A 15,488-nucleotide genomic window follows, 5' to 3' on the forward strand; every position below is an offset into this window, starting at 1 on the left:
CGATAGGAGAAGAACCCACCATGGCCAAGCGGATCGAAGTCTCGGGGCTGCACGCCTACTACGGCGGCATCCACGCCATCGAGGACATCTCGATGACGGTCGAGCCGCGCTCGGTGACGGCGTTCATCGGCCCGTCGGGCTGCGGCAAGTCCACGTTCCTGCGCACCCTCAACCGGATGCACGAGGTCATCCCGGGGGCGCGCGTCGAGGGCAAGGTGATGCTGGACGACGAGGACCTGTACGCCTCGTCGGTCGACCCGGTCGCGGTGCGCCGCGTCGTCGGCATGGTCTTCCAGCGGCCCAACCCGTTCCCGACGATGTCGATCTACGACAACGTCGCGGCCGGGCTGAAGCTGAACGGGGTGCGCGGCAAGCGGCGGCTGGACGAGATCGTCGAGGAGTCGCTGCGCGGCGCCAACCTGTGGAACGAGGTCAAGGACCGGCTGAGCAAGCCCGGCGCGGGCCTGTCCGGCGGTCAGCAGCAGCGGCTGTGCATCGCCCGCGCGATCGCCGTGCAGCCGCAGGTGCTGCTGATGGACGAGCCGTGCTCGGCGCTCGACCCGATCTCCACGCTCGCGATCGAGGACCTGATCGGCAAGCTGAAGAGCCAGTACACGATCGTCATCGTCACGCACAACATGCAGCAGGCCGCCCGCGTCAGCGACCGGACCGCGTTCTTCAACATCGCCGGCACCGGCAAGCCCGGCAGGCTCATCGAGATCGACGACACCAGCAAGATCTTCACGAACCCCGAGCAGAAGGGCACGGAGGATTACATCACCGGCCGCTTCGGCTAGCCTGCCGCGGTGACCCGTGATCGTCCGTCCGCGTGGGCCCGGCTGCCGATCGGCTGCGCGTGCGCGGTTCTCGCGGCGTGCCTGGCGGCGTGCTCGGGGGACGATCATCATGGCGCGGCCGCCGCCGTGCAGGCGGACCGCGCGCACTGCGGCCAGGGGTGGCGCGATCCGCATCCGGGGACGCAGACGCTGACGGTCCACAACTCCGACAGCGCCGCCACCGAGGTCGACCTGATCGACCCGTCCAGCGGGGCGGTCTACGCCGAGCTGGAAGGGGTCGGGCCGGGGACGACGCGGGCGATGCGGGTGACGCTCGGGGGCGGCACCTACGCGTTCTGGTGCTTCCCGGAGGGCGGGCGTCCCGTCACGGGGCCGAAGGTGTCGGTGCGCGGGCCGGCGGGCGGCCCGGCGATCCGCCCGGTCGCCCAGAACGACCTGTTCCCGGCGTCGCGGTCCTATCGTGCGTATGTGACCAAGGGCCTTGGCGTCCTGCGGGACCGCACCGACGAGCTGCGCGACGCCGTCCGGTCGGGCGACCTGGACGCGGCGCGCCGGAAGTGGCTTCCCGCGCACCTGGCCTACGAGCGGCTCGGCGCCGCGTACGGCACGTTCGGCGACTTCGCCGACAAGATCGACGGGCGACCGGCGGGGCTGCCGGGAGGCGTCCACGACTCCGGTTTCACCGGGTTCCGGCGAGTGGAGCACGGCCTGTGGCACGGGGAGTCCGCGGCGTCGCTGCGCAAGCCGGCGGACCGGCTCTCCGTGGACGTCCGCGCGCTGATCGACGATTTCCCGCGCGAGCAGATCGACCCGACCGACCTCGGGCTGCGGGCGCACGAGATCCTGGAGAACACCGTGCAGTTCGAGCTGACCGGCAAGGGCGACCAGGGCAGCGGGACAGAGCTGGCCACCGCGTCGGCGAACCTCGAAGGCACCCGCGCGGTCCTCGACCCGATGCGCCCGGTGCTCAAGCCGCGGATGGACCTGACCGGCGTCGACACCTGGCTCGACCGCACGGCGAAGCTGCTGGACGCGCAGCACCGGCACGGGAAATGGACCCCGCTGGACGAGCTGGGCACCACCGACCGCGAACGCATCAACGGCGCCGTCGGCGAACTGGTCGAACGGCTCGCCTCGGTCGCGACGGTGGCAGCGGTGAGGAGGACGTCGTGACGGGGCCGGGACGCCGGTCGTTCCTGCGCGGCGCGCTCGCGGCCGGCGTCGCCGGGGCGGTCACGACCGGCGGCGCGGGCGCGGCGGAACCGGGGGAACGGTCCACGCCGGCACCGAAGGCGGCCCCCTTCCACGGCGTCCACCAAGCCGGGATCCTGGAGGAGCCGCAGGCCCGCACGATCGTCGTCGCGTTCGACGTGATCGCCGAGAGCAAGGCCGAACTCACCGACCTCATGCGCACGCTGACGGACCGGGCGCGCACCCTGACCGGCGGCGGCGTCCCGGCCGAACCGGGCATCAGCGCACCGCCGCCCGACTCCGGCATCCTCGGCCCGGACGCCCCCGCCGGCGGCCTCACCGTCACCGCGGGCGTCGGCGCGTCCCTGTTCGACGACCGGTTCGGCCTCGCGTCCCGGCGCCCGAAGCGGCTCACGAAGATGCGGACCTTCCCCGGCGACGACCTCGACCCCGCCTGGTGCCACGGCGACCTCGCCCTCACCCTCGCCGCGGCCGACGACGACACCGTCCTGCACGCGCTGCGCGACATCTGCCGGCACACCCGCGGCGGCATGCAGATCCGCTGGCGGATGAACGGGTTCTCCAACCGGCCCCGCCCGTCCGGCACGCCCCGCAACCTGATGGGCTTCAAGGACGGCATCGCCAACCCCGACGCCACCGACGCCGCCGCGATGAACCGGCTGGTCTGGGCGGGCGGGGACGAGCCGTCCTGGACCGCCGGTGGAACCTACCAGGTCACCCGGCTGATCCGGATGCTGGTGGAGTTCTGGGACCGGGTCGGGCTCCCCGAGCAGGAGCAGATGTTCGGCCGCAGCCGCGACACCGGCGCGCCGCTCGACGGCGTCCACGAGACCGACGAGCCCCGCTACGCCGCCGACCCCATCGGCAAGGTCATCCCGCTGACCAGCCACATCCGCCGCGCCAACCCCCGCGTCCCGGACACCGAGAGCAGCCGCATCCTGCGCCGCGCCTGCAACTACGACCGGGGCGTCGACGCCGCCGGCAACCTCGACATGGGCCTGGTCTTCACCTGCTTCCAGCAGGATCCGCACCGCCAGTTCGAGGCCGTCCAGGAGCGCCTCGAGGACGAACCGCTCACCGACTACATATCACCGTTCGGCGGCGGTTACTTCTTCGTTCTTCCGGGCGCCCGGAATCGGGTAGATCATCTCGGCCGGGGGTTGCTCCAGTAGGCGCGCGGCGCGCCTGCAGGGCCCCTCACCAGAGGAGGAGACATGCGGGAGACACCAGGTCCACAAGGCCGGGCCGGGACCGGGGGCCGCCGCGGCGCCCGCCGCCGGCCGGTCCTGATCGCCGCCGCGGCGGTCACGGCGGGCCTCGCCGGCCTCGCCGCCGCCTGCGGGGCGTCCGGCGCGCCGGCGGGCCTCACGTCCCAGCAGGGCGCCACCGGCCACGGGCCCGGCGCGTCCGCGCGCACACCGATCCAGCACGTCGTGGTCATCTACGGGGAGAACATCTCCTTCGACCACTACTTCGGCACCTACCCGCACGCCGCCAACACCGACGGGACGCCGTTCCACCCCGCCAAGCACACCCCGAAGGTCGACGGCCTCACCAAGAAGCTCCTGAAGCACAACCCGAACCAGTACGACCCGAAGCGGCTGTCCCCGTCCCAGGCCCTCACCTGCGACCAGGACCACAACTACGGCGCCGAGCAGAAGGCCGTCAACGGCGGCAGGATGGACAAGTTCGTCGAGTTCACCGGCAAGGACAAGTGCACCGGCCAGCCGATCCTTTTCGGCGAGCCGGGCCTCGTCATGGACTACTTCGACGGCAACACCGTCACCGGCATGTGGAACTACGCCCAGCACTACGCCATGAGCGACAACTCGTGGGACGGGACGTTCGGACCGTCCACCCCAGGCGCCATCAACCTCATCTCCGGGCAGACCCACGGCGTGTACGCGGTCGCCCCCAAGACCCACGAGAAGGTCTCCGACGCCTACACCGTGCAATCCCCGGACGCCGACGGCATCGGCACGATGATCAACGACCCGGACCCGGCGTTCGACGACTGCTCCGACAACAACCACACCTCGACCAACGCCCTCGCCGTCATGACCGGCAAGAACATCGGCGACCTCCTCAACGCCGGGAAGGTCACCTGGGGCTGGTTCCAGGGCGGCTTCCGGCCCACCGGCCAGGCCGACGGCTACGCCGTCTGCGGCGCCGCCCACGCCAACATCGGCAAGAACCAGGTCGTCGACTACAGCCCGCACCACGAGCCGTTCCAGTACTACAGGTCGACGGCGAACGAGAAGCACCTGCCGCCCTCGTCCGTCCAGGCCATCGGCCGCACCGACCAGGCCAACCACCAGTACGACCTGACGGACTTCGACGCCGCGCTCAACGCCCGCAACCTGCCGGCCGTCAGCTTCCTCAAGGCGCCCTCCTACCAGGACGGCCACGCCGGCTACTCCGACCCGATCGACGAGCAGAGGTTCGTCACCGGCACCATCAACAAGCTGCAGAAGTCGCCGGAGTGGAAGTCCACCGCCGTCGTCCTCGCCTATGACGACTCCGACGGCTGGTACGACCACGCCGCGCCGCGCGTCACCAACGGCTCCGCCGACCCCGCCCAGGACCAGCCCCTGTGCACGAAGGTCAGGGCGGCGGGCGGCTACCAGGACCGCTGCGGCCCGAGCCAGCGCCTCCCGATGCTCGTCGTCTCGCCGTACGCGAAGGTCAACCACGTCGACCACCACGCGGTCGAGCAGGCGTCGGTGCTGCGCTTCATCGAGGACAACTGGGGCACCGGCCGCCTCGGCGACGCCTCCTTCGACGGCCGCGCCGGCAGCATCGAGGGCATGTTCGACTTCCGCCACCCCAAGGCGAAGCAGGTGATCCTCGACCCCGACACCGGCGCCGTCGTCAGCAAGAGCTGACGCCAGCAGGTTCGAACCTCGACCGACACACACGGGCAGGCACGCGGAGCGAGTGCAGCGAGCGCAGCGGGCCTGCCCGCCGGTTGACAGGCTGTTTCGCGCGGAGCTCCAGCGGAGCGGGAAACGGCCTGTCAACCGTGACGGGGGTTCCAGGGGGTCGTCCCCCTGGGCGACTACGCTTTCGCGGGGGTTCTTTCCTCGGTTTCGCCGGGGCGGTGGTCGGGGACGAAGCGGTAGCCGACGTTGCGGACGGTGCCGATCAGCGACTCGTACTCGGCGCCGAGCTTGGCGCGCAGCCGCCGGACGTGGACGTCGACCGTCCGGGTGCCGCCGAAGTAGTCGTAGCCCCACACCTCCTGCAGCAGCTGGGCGCGGGTGAAGACCCGGCCCGGGTGCTGCGCGAGGTACTTCAGCAGCTCGAACTCCTTGAAGGTGAGGTCCAGGACCCGGCCGCGCAGGCGGGCGGTGTAGGTGGCCTCGTCGATGGTCAGCTCGCCGCTGCGGATCTCGCCCGGCACCTCGTCGGCGCCCGCGACCGCGGCGGCCCGGCCGACCGCGAGCCGCAGCCGCGCCTCGACCTCGGCGGGCCCGGCGCTCTGCAGCAGCAGGTCGTCCAGCCCCCACTCGGAGCTGAGCGCGGCGAGGCCGCCCTCGGTCACGATGCCGAGCAGCGGGCAGTCCAGTCCGGTGGTGCGCAGCAGCCGGCACAGGCTCTTGGCCTGGACCAGGTCGCGCCGCGCGTCCACCAGCACGACGTCGGCGGGCGGCGCGTCGATCAGCGCGGACGCCTCGGCCGGCGCGACCCGCACCGAGTGCAGCAGCAGCCCGAGCGCGGGCAGGACCTCGTCGGACGGCTCCAGCGCGTTGGTCAGCAAGAGCAGACTGCTCAAGTGCCCGCCTCCTCGTCCCAAAAAAGACGTTAGGACCCAGGCGGCCCATCCTCCAAGGCCCCCGGCCATGGCCGACGGCTCGAAGACGAGGCGGCCATGCAGGTGCCTTGCGGATGAACTCCATGGCCTCGTCGCCCGGATCCCTCGTCATGAGCATATCCGAGCCGTCCCGGCGGGCAATGGCCACCTGCGGCGCGGGCATGAGATCGTGGGAGCGTGGCCAGAGGGACGATGCGTTACTGGGCCGCCGCGAAGTCGGCGGCGGGGACGCATGAGGAGCCTTACGACGCCGGCACGCTGGCGGAGGCGATCGAGGCGGCGCTGGCGCTGGACGGGCGCGGCGCGGAGTTCGCGCGGGTCGTCGGGCGCAGCTCGTTCCTGATCGACGGGAACCCGGTGGGCGGCCGCCCGCACGGGTCGGTGCCGCTCCCCGAAGGCGGCGTGGTGGAGGTGCTGCCGCCCTTCGCCGGCGGCTGATCTCGCGGTGTGACGCGGCGCGCGTCGATCTCATTCCGCAGTGCGACTCGACTCGGGCGTTCTGGGCAATAAGGTGTGGCGGCGCCGTCATCGCGCGCGTGCCGCCGCTGAGGGAGAGAGATGCGCAAAGCACTGCTGGCGTTGCTGATCGTGGTCGCCGTGGGTCTGGTCGTCGCCGACCGGGTCGGAGTCCGGATCGCCCAGGACCGGATCGGGCAGCAGGTCGCGGCGCAGTACAACCTGCCGCAGAAGCCGGCCGTCACGATCCACGGCATCCCGTTCCTGACGCAGGTGGCCGGCGGCGAGTACCACCACATCACCGTGGACATCGGCGACTGGACCGAGCAGGGCGTCACCGTCTCCGGCGTCAAGGTGGACATGCGCGGGCTGAACGCGCCGCTGTCGGACGTGATCAACGGCGACACCACGAACATGACGGCCGACACCGCGACCGCCTCCGCGATCGTCCCCTACGACGTGATCAAGAAGGAGGCGCCCAAGGAGGTCAAGAGCATCGCGCCGAAGGGCGACGACCTCGCCGTCGACCTGACCGGCAGCGTCCTCGGCTTCCCGGTGAACGGCAGCGCGGTGGTGTCGGTGAAGCCGACCTCCAAGGGGATCGCGATCACGCCGGAGTCGGTGGGCACCGACGGGGCCGCGCAGCTGCCGCTGACGCTGGTCCGCAAGCAGCTCACCTGGATCGTCCCGGTGCGGGACCTGCCCGTCGGGTCGCAGATCAGCGAGATCCAGCCGACCCCCGAGGGGCTGCGGGTCGGGGCGACCGCCCACAACGTCAACCTCAACGATCTCCAGCAGCAGCAGAAATAGCCGCGAACACCCTGAACCGGGGCGGTCGCGGATACGTGACAGTGGTGTGGGTCTCACCGCGGACGAAGGGCTGCTGCGCTCCCTGTACAGCGAGCACGGCGGTCCACTGCTGGGCTACGTCCTGCGGCTGACCGGAGGCGACCGGCTCCAGGCCGAGGACGTCGTGCAGGAGACGCTGCTCCGTGCCTGGAAGCATCCGGACGCGCTGGCGGGCCGTCCGGTCCGGCCGTGGCTGTTCACCGTCGCGCGGAACCTCGTCGTGGACGCGCACCGGGCGAAGCGGGCGCGGCCTCCGGAGACCGGCATCGACGAGTCCGTGCTGGCGACCGTGCCGGGGTCGGACGACATCGACCGGGCGCTGGAGTCCTGGACGGTCGCCGAGGCGCTCGCCGAGCTGACCCCGCCGCACCGGGCCGTGCTGGTGGAGACCTACTACCGCGGCCGGTCGGTCGCGGAGGCCGCGAAGTCGCTGGGCATCCCGGCCGGCACCGTGAAGTCCCGCACCTTTTATGCGCTGCGGGCGCTCAAACTCGCATTGGAGGAGCGGGGGTTGGCGCCATGAACGAATGCGCGGACGTGCGCACCGCGCTCGGCGTGTACGTGGTCGGCGCGATCGATCCGGCCGAGCGCGGCCAGGTCGAGGCGCATCTGGAGAACTGCCCGGCGTGCCGGGACGAGCTGGTCGGACTGGCCGGGCTGCCCGCGCTGCTCGGCCGGGTCGCGGAGTCCCAGCTGGAGCAGGTGGTCCGGCGGGAGGAGATGGAGGGGCCCGGTCCCGAACTGCTGGACGAGCTGCTGGCCCGCGCGGCCGAACGACGGAGGGGATGGCTCGGCCCGCTGGGGCGGGGGGCCGGCGTGCGGGGCCCGCGCTCGATCGGGCGCTGGGCCCCGCTCGCCGCCGCCGCGTGCCTGCTGCTCGTCGTGGGGGCGCTGTTCGGCGGCCTGATGTTCTCCTCCCGGGACGACGGCCGCACCGCGTCGCCGCCCGCGACGTCGGGCTCTCCGTCGCCCGCTCCGTCGGAATCGGAAGAGCCCGAGCCGGAGCAGACGGTGCAGCCGACGGGCCGCGGCGAGCGGATCGCCGCCACCAACCCCGACACCAAGATCAAGGGGATCGTCTGGCTCCAGCGCGAGGAGTGGGGCACCAAGGTGGAGCTGTACCTGTCGGGCGTGCCGAAGGGGGAGCACTGCCGGATGATGGTGGTCGCCCGCGACGGGCGGCGGGACCCCATCGGCAGCTGGTACGTGCCGTACGACACCGGCTACGGCGACTACCACGGCTCGACGATGTTCCCGCGCGGCCAGCTGTACTCGTTCGAGATCGTCGGCCTGGACGGGACGCCGCTGCTCACCATCCCCACATAGGCTCGCGTCCGTGGAAGAAACGCGGGCTCCGGCGGGTTGTCGTCGACGATGACCGGAGTATGGGTTGCCGTGGCGGTGCTGGCGGCGGCGACGGTGTTCGGACTCGTCCGCCGCCGCCGCGACGGAGTGCTGCGCGCGGCGCCGGCACGCGCGGCTGCGGCCGCGGGCGCGGGGAAGGACGGCGACGACCAGGTGGGCGACACCCTCCGACCCGACGAGCTGGGCGCCGAACTCGGTGCGAAGGCCACGCTCGTCCAGTTCTCCAGCGCGTTCTGCGCGCCCTGCCGCGCGACGCGCCGCGTCCTTGGCGAGGTCGCCGGGATGGTGGACGGCGTCGCGCACGTGGAGCTGGACGCCGAGGCGCACCTGGAGCTCGTGCGCAGGCTGAACGTCGTGCGGACGCCGACGGTCCTCATCCTGGACGGGGCCGGACGGGTCGTCCGGCGCGCCGCCGGAGCGCCCCGCAAGGCCGACGTGATCGCCGCCCTCGGCGTCGCGATCCCGTGACCGGGCACCGCCGCGGCCGGGCGCCGCTGGACGCTGTCAAGACCCCGGGAGCGGCAGATCAACCAGTGAGCCGTACCCGGATGACCTGCGATAAGACACATGTCACTGTCTCGCAAGGCGAGACGGATGTGACAGCGCGTGGATTGTCGGCTTAACATCGTGGTCGTGCGTTACTGGACAGAGCAGATGCTCACGAAGCGCCGCGCGGTCGACTTCTGCCGCGTGGCCGCCTCGCTCTGTCGCCCGGCCTGAGGCATCGAGCCCTTCCGCGCCCCGAGCTCTTCCGATTTCCACGCTCGTACGCACGCTTCCTCTCCGCCCTGGAGCATCCCGATGCAGGTTGATCCGCGTGGGCCGCGCTTCGGCGCTTCGGTCACGACGGTCGTTCTCGTGGTGGTCCTGGTCACCGGAAGCTGGGCACTGCTCGCCGCCCAGGCCGTCGTGTTCGCCATCGGCGCGTTCCTCGGCCTCCGGTACGCCCCGTACGGGCTGGTGTTCAAAGCGCTGATCCGCCCCCGGCTCGCCCCTCCCCGGGACACCGAGGACGAGGCCCCGCCCCGCTTCGCGCAGGGCGTCGGGCTCGTCTTCGCCCTGGCGGGGACGGTCGGATACGGGACGGGGATCACCTGGCTCGGCATCGGTGCCACCGCCCTCGCGCTGGCGGCGGCGTTCCTGAACGCGGCGTTCGGGTTCTGCCTCGGCTGCGAGATATATCCGCTCTTCCGACGTATCACCGCGAAGATTCGCTCCGACAGGGAGGTTCCCGCATGAGCCGCTCCGACGTCCTGGTGGACACCGATTGGGTCGAGGCCCACCTGGACGACCCCGGCCTGGTCCTGGTCGAGGTGGACGAGGACGTGTCCGCCTACGACAAGGGCCACATCCGTGGCGCCGTGAAGATCGACTGGAAGACCGAGCTGCAGGACCCGGTCCGCCGCGACTTCGTGGACAAGACCGGTTTCGAGCAGCTGCTGTCCTCCAAGGGCATCGCCAACGACGACCTGGTGATCCTCTACGGCGGTAACAACAACTGGTTCGCCGCCTACGCCTACTGGTACTTCAAGCTGTACGGGCACGACAAGGTCAAGCTGCTCGACGGCGGCCGCAAGAAGTGGGAGCTGGACTCCCGCGAGCTGGTCGAGGACGTCCCGTCCCGGCCGCGCACCGACTACAAGGCGCAGGAGCAGGACCTGACGATCCGCGCCTTCCGCGACGAGGTCGTGGACGCGATCGGCGCCAAGAACCTGATCGACGTCCGGTCCCCGGACGAGTTCAGCGGCAAGCTGCTCGCCCCGGCGCACCTGCCGCAGGAGCAGTCGCAGCGGGCCGGCCACGTGCCGACCGCGCGCAGCATCCCGTGGTCGAAGGCGGCCAACGACGACGGCACGTTCAAGTCCGACGAGGAGCTCCGGGAGCTGTACACCGAGGCCGGCGTCGACCTGAACAAGGACACGATCGCCTACTGCCGGATCGGCGAGCGCTCGTCGCACACCTGGTTCGCGCTGCGCGAGCTGCTCGGCCTGCCGAACGTGAAGAACTACGACGGCTCGTGGACCGAGTACGGCTCGCTGGTCGGCGTGCCGATCGAGCTCGGCGAGCCCAAGTAACACCCGAAGACCCCACCGCCGCCGGCGGAACGAATCCTTCCGTGTGCACGGAGATGGAGGAGCAATGACCCAGGGCTGCGCAGCGCCGGAGCAGACGGCGCACCTTCCCGCGACCGTCGACCTGAACAACGAGGCCGTCATCCAGGGCACCGTCACCCGTGACGGCGCCCCCGTGTCGAGCGCGTACGCGCGCCTGCTCGACTCGACCGGCGAGTTCACCGCGGAGGTCGTCACCGGCGACGAGGGCGTGTTCCGCTTCTTCGCCGCCGACGGCGACTGGACCGTGCGCGTCCTGGCCGCGGGCGGGGTGAGCGTCGACAACGCGGTCACCGCCAAGACCGGCGAGGTCGCCGCGCTCGAGGTGGCCATCTGATCGCAACCGCCGAACCCCGCCGTCCCGGTCCGTCCGGGGCGGCGGGGTTCGCCGTTTTCCCGGTGGTGGGGAGGCCGGGGTCCGCGGAGTAGCATCGGCGCGATGTCGGTACTGTCCGCGCGGTCGCCGCTGCTGCTGCCGTGGGCCGCGCTCAAGCTCGCGGGGCGGTTCGTGCTGCCGCTGACCCTGTGGTTCACCGCGGGGCGGCTGCTGCGGTACGGCGTGCTGTACGGCGGGTACCGGCTCGGCGCGATGAAGGGCACGGCGGCGGCGGTCGCGCCGATGGTCACCGTCGGCCTGCTGGTCGTGATCACGCTGGCCACCGCCGTGCTGATGGTGCACTGCGTCCGCGAGGGCCTGGACGTGGTGCACGCGCGCGAGGCGGACGGCGACCTGACGCCGTGGGCGGTCGGCAACGAGGAGTCGGTGGTCGGCGCGATGGCGCGGGCGTCGCTCCCGTTCGTCATCTTCTACCTGGCGTGGGGGATGCAGACCGACGACGCCCGCGAGTTCGCCGACATGGCGTCGAGCCGCGGCTTCGCGGAGGGCGGCTTCGAGGGGCAGCTCAAGGGCATGGGGATGCTGATCTCGCTGGAGAAGCACCTCGTCCTCGCGGTCGGCATCACGGTCGGGTTCTTCGTGGTCAAGACGGCGGTGGAGTGGCTGCTGGAGGAGCGGCTCGGCCGCTCGGCGGGCGCGCTGATGGCCTTCCTGGAGATCAACTTCACGCTGTTCGGCATCTTCACGATCGACCACCTGCGCGGCGACGCGACCGACTGGCTCGCCGCGCGGCAGGCCTGGCAGTGGTTCGACGGCGCCGCCGGCCCCGTCCTGGGCCTGTGGGCGCCGTTCAAGGACGCGGTGCTCGGCGCGCTGATCTGGCTGGTCATCGCCGGGGTGATCCTCGGCCTGGACGCCGGCGACGAGCGGGTCGTGCTCGGCCGCGGCCGGGCGGCGCGGCGGCTCGCGGCGGCCGGCGGGATCGAGCGCCAGGGCAGCGTCCGGGAGGTGCTGACCCGCGGGTTCCGCGAGATGTGGCTGCCCGCCTGGTACGGGCTGCGGCTCGTCCGCCGGTCCGGCATGCTCCCGTTCGCGGTGTTCTGCCTGCTGTTCTCCGCGCTGGACGTCGGCGAGGACGCGTCCCGCCGGTGGGTGTACGAACTGCTCGGCCCGCACGAGGTGACGTGGTGGATACCGCGGCTGCCGATGGTCGACTACGGGACCGGGCTGGTCTTCGAGATCCTGCGGATCTGCCTGCTCGCGGCGGCGTTCAACCTGGTGATGGCGCGGGTCACGGCGCGAAACGCAGCGAAGGCAGTGGCTTCCCGGGTTTCTGTGACGTCTTCGGGGCCTGCACCCGCAGCGCCAGCGCCGCAGCCTCGGTTCGGGGCACCGTCCCCCTGACGGTGAGCCGCGTCACGGCGCCCGGCCGCGGCGTCCCGGCGGCGAGGCCGTTCGCCGACCAGCTGCGGCCGCCGCCGTCGGTGAAGGTGTAGACGAAGCCGTAGGACCCGATCGTCTTCGCGGCGGCCGCGTCGTCCGGCCGGACGGCGAGCACGACCTGCAGTTCGGTGACGGTGTCGTCCTTCGGCTTCGTCCCGAACGCGAGCGGCGCGCGGGCCTGCCGGCCGACCGCCTTCCACTGGGCGCCCACCAGCGTGCCGGTCGCGCCGTTCGGGACGGTCGTCACCTTCTCGGGCGGCTTCAGGTTCTTCTGCATGCCGTCGGTCTCGTCCGTCCACTTCAGGACGAGGAACGCGGGCAGCAGGGCGGTCAGCGCCAGCGCCTGGACGATGCGCCGGTCGCGGGGGCGCAGCCGCGGCGCGCGGGTGACGCGGGGCAGGTCGGGGTTGGTGCGCTGCGGGTCGTCGTAGGCGTCGCCGAACGCGGGACCGGCGGTCGTCATGGTGTCGCGGCCTCCGGGTCGTAGCGGTCGGCGGCGCCGCGGATCAGCGCCTCGGCGTCGGAACTCCCGATCCCGAGGTCGATGTCGGCGGCGGCGGACAGCTGGGGGAGCAGCCCGCCCGTGCCGACGACGAGGTGGGCCCCTTGCAGGCGCTTCTTCGGCAGCTCGAACAGCAGCGTCCCCGGCGCCCAGATCATCGGCTGCATGTCCGGGACGTCGCTCGACGGGCCGGTCCGCGGGTCGTAGCGGTAGCGGTAGCCGCCGGGCGTCTCCAGCGTCGCCGTCCCGAGCCGGAGCGGCTCGCGCCGGCTCTGCACCCGTATCCGCACCGCGAGGTAGATGCCGTCGGTGCCGATCGCCGGCTGGTTGCCGAAGCTCAGCCCGGACGCCAGCGACCGCGCCGCCTTCACCCCGTCGACGCGGACGCTGAACATCCGGTTGGAGACGACCTGTCCGACCTTTCCGCCGTTGCGGATCGGGTCCATCTCCTTGGCGTCCACTTGCGGGCGCATCGTGTGCACCCACATCGCGGCGGCGAGCAGGGCCGTCCCGACGGCGGCGGTCCCGCCCCGCACCAGCAGCGCCCGCCCGTTCACCGGTGGCTCGCGGTCGGCCGGGGCCCCGCGGGACGGGTGCGCTGCGCGGGCGGACGCGACGCGCCGCGCGTCGGCCGCGCCGTCCTGCTCGGGGACAGTGCGCGCGTCGGGGACGGCGCGGGGCTCGCAACCGGCGCGGGCACGGGGATCGGAAGCGTCATCCTGGCGACGAGCGCGTCGCTCGTGCGGTCGACCAGCCAGTTGTAGCTGACGTCGGTGAACCCGGTCCTGTACTCCCACTTGCGCAGACCGACGGTGAACCGGGTGGGCGCGTCCGCCGGGCCCATCTTCCACATCGCCGACGCCTCGACGGGCAGGCCCGGCTGCGTCGTGATCGTCTTCGCGCCCCCCGCGACGCCCTCGACGTCGTCGGGTTCGACCCACTTGCCGGCCTTGGTGCGCGCGGCGAGCCCGTCCGCCAGCCCGCCGTCGCCGAGCGACGCGGTCTCCTTGCCGTTGTTGACGACCCGCATCCGGACGATCAGGTACCGCTTCGAGGCCGAGTCGAACGGGCCCTTCACAAGGCCGATCCGCGCGTCGTGCACGGTCACGGTGAACAGGCCGGCGTCCAGCGCCTTGCCGGGCTTCTCGACGGGCTGCCTCGGCGCCTCCTCGAACCCGCCCGCCGCCCACGTCACGGCCGCGAGCGCGGCGGCGGCGCACACGACGATGACGGGGACCAGCCGGCGCCTCGCGGACGCGCGGTTCCCGCCTTCGCCGAACGGCTCCCCCGGGGGCGGAGGGACCGGCGCGGTGGACTGCACCCGCCGAATGCTAGTACGGCGCGCGGTGCCTCTAAGCTCACCGGATGCCGTACAGAGTTCGGTTCGTCCCGGTGCTGCCCGTCCTGATGATCGTCGTCGGCGTGGCCGCCGCTCCGCTCGTGGCGGCGGGGATGTTCACGGCGGAGATGCGGGCCTGGCAGGCCGTGCTCGGCATCGCGTTCTGGGTCGTGCTCGTCCTGTGGCTGGTCGGCAGCGGGGTCGCGCGCCTGCGCCGCATGGTGCGCAGCCGGTGGACGGCGTTCGCCGTCGAGCCGGACGGCGTCCGGATCGGTGCGGGGCCCGGCACGCCGCCGCGCTTCTTCCCGTGGTCGGACGTGGCCGCGATCGTCCGGTTCGACGTTCCCCGGGTCGTCCGCCGGGCGCCGATACGCCACCTCGGCGTCAGCCTGCGGGACGGTGCGCCGGGCGGCGTCGCCGAGTTCGAGCAGCGGCTCGCCGCCGCCCGCGCACGCCCCGGCCTGACCGACGCCGACCGCGAGACCCTCGGCCACATGGCCGAACGCCTGGCCGGCGACGGTTTCCCACGCGACCACGCGGTCAGCGCCTACGTCCGCCAGCGGGACTGGTGGCTGAACCGGCGGGCGCTGGAGCGGGCCCTGCGCGAGCTGGCGCCGGGCGTCCCGCTCGTCGAATTGGGGGTCGGCCGTTCGCCGCACGAATGGCTCGACGACCGGGCGCGGCTGGAGTCGCTGGAGCGGTCGGCGCGGCTGGACCGTTCCGGCGATTGACCCGGCGCCGTACCGCCAGCCCCTGGCCGAATAAAGATCATTTCGTGGCGGCACGGTGAATCTTTGTTGTAATGTCCGGATCCGGTCACCCGTCCGGAAGAGAAGTGCATGGACCCGAACCTGCCGCCCGCCATCGCCGACCCCGAGAAGTGGCTGCGCGACCAGCAGCAGTGGGCCGCGGACATGAAGGAGCGCGCGGACCGCGCCCAACAGGAACTGGCCGCCAACACCACGACGCTGACCAGCCGCGACAACGCGGTCACCGTGACCGTGAACCCCAGCGGCGTGCTGCTGGACCTGCGGCTGTCCCCGCACGCCGACCGGATGAGCGGCGCCCGGCTCACCGCGTCGATCATGGAGACCTACCGGAAGGCGTGCGGGCGCGGCGCCGCCCGCACCGTCGAGATCATGTCGCAGGTCGTCGGCGACGACTCCGAGGCCATGGACTTCCTGCGCGCCGCGCTGCCCCCCGCCGACGAGGACGACGAGCAGGACCCCCGGCGCTGGTGACCCCCCGCCGGCGACCCCGGCG

The 15,488-nt window shown here is 72.1% G+C and carries 20 protein-coding genes; 16 read left to right on the forward strand and 4 right to left on the reverse strand.

All coding sequences use genetic code 11. The annotated features are described in order from the left end of the window. Positions 1 to 20: 20 nt before the first annotated feature. From pstB to ACA514_RS32395, 4 genes are read left to right on the forward strand one after another with little or no spacing between them, the layout of a single operon-like run. Positions 21 to 797, forward strand: coding sequence for a phosphate ABC transporter ATP-binding protein PstB (gene pstB, locus ACA514_RS32380; RefSeq protein WP_375045073.1), 777 nt, complete (start codon positions 21 to 23; stop codon positions 795 to 797). A gap of 9 nt (positions 798 to 806) precedes the next feature. Then, entirely contained in the window at positions 807 to 1,970 is a 1,164-nt protein-coding gene (locus ACA514_RS32385; RefSeq protein WP_375045074.1) for an EfeM/EfeO family lipoprotein, read from the forward strand. After that, positions 1,967 to 3,181: an iron uptake transporter deferrochelatase/peroxidase subunit gene (efeB, locus tag ACA514_RS32390; RefSeq protein WP_375045075.1), complete on the forward strand. Its 1,215-nt coding sequence runs from the start codon at positions 1,967 to 1,969 to the stop codon at positions 3,179 to 3,181. Before ACA514_RS32385 ends, efeB begins: the two co-directional genes overlap by 4 nt. Before the next feature lie 42 nt (positions 3,182 to 3,223). Next, entirely contained in the window at positions 3,224 to 4,894 is a 1,671-nt protein-coding gene (locus ACA514_RS32395; RefSeq protein WP_375045076.1) for a phospholipase C, read from the forward strand. 173 nt (positions 4,895 to 5,067) lie between these two features. Here the strand turns inward: ACA514_RS32395 and ACA514_RS32400 are convergent, their stop codons facing one another. Beyond that, on the reverse strand, positions 5,068 to 5,784 hold the full coding sequence (locus ACA514_RS32400) for a winged-helix domain-containing protein (protein WP_375045077.1): 717 nt from the start codon (positions 5,782 to 5,784) through the stop codon (positions 5,068 to 5,070). Positions 5,785 to 6,000: 216 nt separating this feature from the next. Between ACA514_RS32400 and ACA514_RS32405 the strand changes: the two genes are divergently transcribed. The 10 genes from ACA514_RS32405 to ACA514_RS32450 all read left to right on the forward strand — a co-directional run bounded on the left by ACA514_RS32405 (position 6,001) and on the right by ACA514_RS32450 (position 12,345). After that, complete coding sequence (locus ACA514_RS32405) at positions 6,001 to 6,261, forward strand: MoaD/ThiS family protein (RefSeq protein ID WP_375045078.1); 261 nt, start codon at positions 6,001 to 6,003, stop codon at positions 6,259 to 6,261. 120 nt (positions 6,262 to 6,381) lie between these two features. Beyond that, positions 6,382 to 7,089: a DUF2993 domain-containing protein gene (locus tag ACA514_RS32410; protein WP_375045079.1), complete on the forward strand. Its 708-nt coding sequence runs from the start codon at positions 6,382 to 6,384 to the stop codon at positions 7,087 to 7,089. Between the two features lie 46 nt (positions 7,090 to 7,135). Beyond that, positions 7,136 to 7,651: a sigma-70 family RNA polymerase sigma factor gene (locus ACA514_RS32415; protein WP_375045080.1), complete on the forward strand. Its 516-nt coding sequence runs from the start codon at positions 7,136 to 7,138 to the stop codon at positions 7,649 to 7,651. Continuing rightward, the gene (locus tag ACA514_RS32420; protein ID WP_375045081.1) at positions 7,648 to 8,454 is read left to right on the forward strand and encodes an anti-sigma factor family protein; all 807 of its coding nucleotides are present in this window, start codon (positions 7,648 to 7,650) and stop codon (positions 8,452 to 8,454) included. Before ACA514_RS32415 ends, ACA514_RS32420 begins: the two co-directional genes overlap by 4 nt. A 69-nt stretch (positions 8,455 to 8,523) precedes the next feature. Then, a complete protein-coding gene (locus ACA514_RS32425; RefSeq protein ID WP_375045082.1) occupies positions 8,524 to 8,961 on the forward strand; it encodes a thioredoxin family protein in 438 nt (145 codons plus the stop codon). A 186-nt stretch (positions 8,962 to 9,147) separates the two neighbouring features. After that, a complete protein-coding gene (locus tag ACA514_RS32430; RefSeq protein ID WP_353070578.1) occupies positions 9,148 to 9,213 on the forward strand; it encodes an Ms5788A family Cys-rich leader peptide in 66 nt (21 codons plus the stop codon). Between the two features lie 81 nt (positions 9,214 to 9,294). After that, a complete protein-coding gene (locus ACA514_RS32435) occupies positions 9,295 to 9,732 on the forward strand; it encodes a DUF4395 domain-containing protein (protein WP_375045083.1) in 438 nt (145 codons plus the stop codon). Then, the gene (locus tag ACA514_RS32440) at positions 9,729 to 10,568 is read left to right on the forward strand and encodes a sulfurtransferase (protein WP_375045084.1); all 840 of its coding nucleotides are present in this window, start codon (positions 9,729 to 9,731) and stop codon (positions 10,566 to 10,568) included. Before ACA514_RS32435 ends, ACA514_RS32440 begins: the two co-directional genes overlap by 4 nt. Before the next feature lie 64 nt (positions 10,569 to 10,632). Continuing rightward, positions 10,633 to 10,941 carry a DUF1416 domain-containing protein gene (locus ACA514_RS32445; protein ID WP_375045085.1) on the forward strand — a complete coding sequence of 103 codons (309 nt, stop codon included), beginning with the start codon at positions 10,633 to 10,635 and terminating at the stop codon, positions 10,939 to 10,941. Between the two features lie 102 nt (positions 10,942 to 11,043). Beyond that, the gene (locus ACA514_RS32450) at positions 11,044 to 12,345 is read left to right on the forward strand and encodes a hypothetical protein (protein ID WP_375045086.1); all 1,302 of its coding nucleotides are present in this window, start codon (positions 11,044 to 11,046) and stop codon (positions 12,343 to 12,345) included. On the opposite strand, the gene ACA514_RS32455 is transcribed toward ACA514_RS32450, so the two are convergent. From ACA514_RS32455 to ACA514_RS32465, 3 genes are read right to left on the reverse strand one after another with little or no spacing between them, the layout of a single operon-like run. Continuing rightward, a complete protein-coding gene (locus ACA514_RS32455; protein WP_375045087.1) occupies positions 12,233 to 12,847 on the reverse strand; it encodes a hypothetical protein in 615 nt (204 codons plus the stop codon). The two genes, ACA514_RS32450 and ACA514_RS32455, sit on opposite strands and share 113 nt — an antisense overlap. Next, positions 12,844 to 13,443: a hypothetical protein gene (locus ACA514_RS32460; protein ID WP_375045088.1), complete on the reverse strand. Its 600-nt coding sequence runs from the start codon at positions 13,441 to 13,443 to the stop codon at positions 12,844 to 12,846. The genes ACA514_RS32455 and ACA514_RS32460 overlap by 4 nt, the downstream gene beginning before the upstream one ends. Further along, positions 13,440 to 14,207, reverse strand: a complete 768-nt coding sequence (locus ACA514_RS32465) for a hypothetical protein (protein WP_375045089.1) — start codon at positions 14,205 to 14,207, stop codon at positions 13,440 to 13,442. Before ACA514_RS32465 ends, ACA514_RS32460 begins: the two co-directional genes overlap by 4 nt. Before the next feature lie 44 nt (positions 14,208 to 14,251). On the opposite strand from ACA514_RS32465, the gene ACA514_RS32470 reads away from it, so the two are divergent. Both ACA514_RS32470 and ACA514_RS32475 read left to right on the forward strand, forming a co-directional pair. Continuing rightward, positions 14,252 to 14,956 (forward strand): hypothetical protein, encoded by a 705-nt coding sequence (locus ACA514_RS32470; protein ID WP_375045090.1) that lies wholly within the window; start codon positions 14,252 to 14,254, stop codon positions 14,954 to 14,956. A gap of 108 nt (positions 14,957 to 15,064) precedes the next feature. Continuing rightward, entirely contained in the window at positions 15,065 to 15,466 is a 402-nt protein-coding gene (locus ACA514_RS32475) for a YbaB/EbfC family nucleoid-associated protein (protein ID WP_375045091.1), read from the forward strand. The last annotated feature ends 22 nt before the right edge of the window (positions 15,467 to 15,488 follow it).

Source organism: Actinomadura sp. NTSP31, from assembly GCF_041951385.1.
Lineage (GTDB): Bacteria > Actinomycetota > Actinomycetes > Streptosporangiales > Streptosporangiaceae > Spirillospora > Spirillospora napierensis.

Coding starts and splice junctions, on each gene's coding strand:
- ACA514_RS32435 (WP_375045083.1), top strand. CDS start 9,295: ATGCAGGTTGATCCGCGTGGGCCGCGCTTCGGCGCTTCGGTCACGACG.
- ACA514_RS32450 (WP_375045086.1), top strand. CDS start 11,044: ATGTCGGTACTGTCCGCGCGGTCGCCGCTGCTGCTGCCGTGGGCCGCG.
- ACA514_RS32420 (WP_375045081.1), top strand. CDS start 7,648: ATGAACGAATGCGCGGACGTGCGCACCGCGCTCGGCGTGTACGTGGTC.
- ACA514_RS32455 (WP_375045087.1), bottom strand. CDS start 12,847: ATGACGACCGCCGGTCCCGCGTTCGGCGACGCCTACGACGACCCGCAG.
- ACA514_RS32475 (WP_375045091.1), top strand. CDS start 15,065: ATGGACCCGAACCTGCCGCCCGCCATCGCCGACCCCGAGAAGTGGCTG.
- ACA514_RS32395 (WP_375045076.1), top strand. CDS start 3,224: ATGCGGGAGACACCAGGTCCACAAGGCCGGGCCGGGACCGGGGGCCGC.
- pstB (WP_375045073.1), top strand. CDS start 21: ATGGCCAAGCGGATCGAAGTCTCGGGGCTGCACGCCTACTACGGCGGC.
- ACA514_RS32445 (WP_375045085.1), top strand. CDS start 10,633: ATGACCCAGGGCTGCGCAGCGCCGGAGCAGACGGCGCACCTTCCCGCG.
- ACA514_RS32410 (WP_375045079.1), top strand. CDS start 6,382: ATGCGCAAAGCACTGCTGGCGTTGCTGATCGTGGTCGCCGTGGGTCTG.
- ACA514_RS32440 (WP_375045084.1), top strand. CDS start 9,729: ATGAGCCGCTCCGACGTCCTGGTGGACACCGATTGGGTCGAGGCCCAC.
- ACA514_RS32470 (WP_375045090.1), top strand. CDS start 14,252: ATGCCGTACAGAGTTCGGTTCGTCCCGGTGCTGCCCGTCCTGATGATC.